This is a genomic window from Anabaena sp. UHCC 0399, assembly GCF_034931465.1.
Classification (GTDB): domain Bacteria; phylum Cyanobacteriota; class Cyanobacteriia; order Cyanobacteriales; family Nostocaceae; genus Trichormus; species Trichormus minutissimus.
On sequence record NZ_JAYGGZ010000113.1, the window covers coordinates 1 to 2,468 of the forward strand.

Here is a 2,468-nt window from a genome sequence, read left to right on the forward strand (position 1 = left end):
CAGATTATTGGGTAAACTTGCCTCTCGTTCGCCAATGTAAACAACACCAAGTCCTAATCCTAAACCCTGCAAGTTACCTTGTTGCAGTTCATAGGTAGTCCATAAACTTGCACTGTTGTAAGGTACACCAACTAACCTATTATTAACTAATGATGAGTCATTATCTTGGCTGATATAAGAATCAGTGTAAGTATACGTCCCAATAATTTTCCAGCCAGGGAGAATTTCCCCAACAACATCTAACTCTACACCTCGACTTTTTTGTTCCCCTGTTTGAATGCTAAAGTTATCGTCTTCTGGGTCTGTGGTCAAAACATTTTTCTTGGTAATATCAAAATAAGCTAAAGTTGCTGACAGACGCTTATTCAAAAATTCCTGCTTAATTCCTACTTCAAATTGCTCTGCCGTTTCCGGTTTAGAAGGCTCATTATTTCGGTCTTTGCCAAATATTTGTGGGTTGAAGGAATTTGTCCAACTAGTATAAATTGATGTGGAATCAGTAGGTTGATAAACTAACCCTAGTCTTGGCGAAAACTTAGAGTCTGAAGTCTCATCATAAATTGTACCGGTTGGGATATCTCGATAAACTGAATCAACAGTATCAAAACGACCACCAGCAAGTAATTTTATTTGTGGTGTTATTTCCAATAAATTCTGGAAATAGACTGCAATATTATTTCCACCATATTCATAATTATCTCTATTCAGAGGTGTTGGTGCTGGTGCGCCATAAACGAGGATTTTTAATTAATTTTTCACGCTGACCATATTCAATAACTCGACTTTGTTCTAAAATTAATATTTGGTTGGCTCTTTCTACAGTTGCCAAACGATGGGCAATGATTATTCCTGTATAATAACTGCGCTAGGGAAGATTTGCCGCTACCTGTCCGCCCTAATAAACCTAATAGTTGTCCCGCAGGTAAATTAAAAGATATGTCTTGCAGTACCACCAAAGGTAAGCACCGACGCTTAAGGCGATCGCAGTTCCTAAAGTAAAGATACCGTTGGTTGTCGCCCAAAGAATAGTGCTGGCAAAACGGGCTTGATGATATACAGGTAGCCAGCCTTGCAAAATTTTGTGGAAGCGTTGCATCACATAGCTTTTAGCACCATTAGCGCGGATGTCTTCCATCCCAACGAGTTGTTCGCCCACGAAACCAAAAAAATCGGCACTAATTTGGCAATAAGTTCTCCAATAGGGAACGGCTATGGAACGCAGACGTATCAAAGTAGATAAGGCTATTAGGGCAAAAAAGGCGATCGCTAAACCTGCACGCCAATCTTCGGCAAATAGCACTAAAATTACACCTAACATCAATAGCAAATTGCCCAAGATGTAAATGCTGAAATTGGAAAAGAATTGCGAAAGAGTGTGAACATCTCCGTCTACTCTCTCTAGTAATTCACCGGGTGTAGTGTATTTATGAAAGGATAAATCTAGTTTCAAACAATGCTCAACTAAGTCAGCCCGTAAGGCGTTGGTAGCTCTCCAAGCGACGTTTTCGCCGTAGTATGTAGCAATAATGGTGATGAGTTGAGTGATGACAGCTACAGCTATAAATAGTAAGGCGGCTAAAAGTAAGTTTCGCCCAGAACCACCAGCTACGGCTGTGTCTATGAAATAGCGGAGAATTTGCGGGTTGACTAATTGTAGTCGGATGCTGGCTAAGAGTGCGATCGCGAATTTGATCACTCTCCCCTTTTGCGGCTTGAGATAATCAACAAGTAAATTCCAGTATTGCCGTAGTCCAATTTTCATATTTTACGCTTTAATTATGCCTATTTAATGCGAATATATTTTGATATATTGATTTACCTATGTAGCTTTTTTGGTGTGTGAAAACTGATTCAATTCTCCATCGACTGTTCAAAACATTTCCTGGCGTTTTCTTTGAATTGCTCGGTCAATCTCCAGTGGAAGCAGAAGCCTATGAATTTTTATCAGTAGAAGTCAAGCAAACGGCTTTTCGGATTGATGGGGCATTTTTACCCAAACAACCAGATTTAGAACGTCCCATTCATTTCACTGAATTTCAGTTTCAACCAGATACCGGACTTTATTCCCGTCTCCTCACGGAAATTTTTATGTATCTGCATAAGACAGAAATACGCAACGATTGGCGAGGAACTGTTATTTGGATGAGTCGCCGCCTCGATCCTGGTATCCCGATACGCTATTGGGAGTTTTTTGAAAGTCAACGAGTGCAAGTAATTTACCTAGATGAGTTGAGAGACTTAACTCATCAATCAATTGGTTTAGGAACTCTTACATTGGTAGTTGAACCACCAGAACAGGCGAGTGTAAAAGCTCGGAGTTTAATTGAGAGGAGTAGACAAGTTCCTGATGAACAAGTCAGGAGAAAATTAGTAGAATTAATAGAGACAATCATTGTTTATAAGTTTCCTCAAAAGAGTCAAGCGGAGATTCAGGCAATGTTAGGATTAGGCGATTTGAAACAAACAAA

The 2,468-nt window shown here is 39.7% G+C and carries 5 protein-coding genes; 1 reads left to right on the top strand and 4 read right to left on the bottom strand.

Going from position 1 to position 2,468, the window contains the following annotated elements:
• From VB693_RS28905 to VB693_RS28915, 4 genes are all read right to left on the bottom strand, one after another.
• A partial coding sequence (locus VB693_RS28905) for a TonB-dependent receptor (protein WP_323269279.1) occupies positions 1 to 741 on the bottom strand: 741 nt, incomplete at its 3' end.
• Positions 701 to 829 (bottom strand): hypothetical protein, encoded by a 129-nt coding sequence (locus VB693_RS28910; RefSeq protein ID WP_323269276.1) that lies wholly within the window; start codon positions 827 to 829, stop codon positions 701 to 703. The genes VB693_RS28910 and VB693_RS28905, both read right to left, overlap by 41 nt.
• Complete coding sequence (locus VB693_RS29160; protein ID WP_416233438.1) at positions 771 to 953, bottom strand: ATP-binding cassette domain-containing protein; 183 nt, start codon at positions 951 to 953, stop codon at positions 771 to 773. The genes VB693_RS28910 and VB693_RS29160 overlap by 59 nt, the downstream gene beginning before the upstream one ends.
• Positions 905 to 1,762 (bottom strand): ABC transporter ATP-binding protein, encoded by an 858-nt coding sequence (locus tag VB693_RS28915; protein WP_323269277.1) that lies wholly within the window; start codon positions 1,760 to 1,762, stop codon positions 905 to 907. Before VB693_RS28915 ends, VB693_RS29160 begins: the two co-directional genes overlap by 49 nt.
• Positions 1,763 to 1,839: 77 nt before the next feature.
• Here VB693_RS28915 and VB693_RS28920 point away from each other — a divergent pair.
• The coding region (locus VB693_RS28920) for an Rpn family recombination-promoting nuclease/putative transposase (RefSeq protein ID WP_323269278.1) at positions 1,840 to 2,468 on the top strand (629 nt) is incomplete at its 3' end.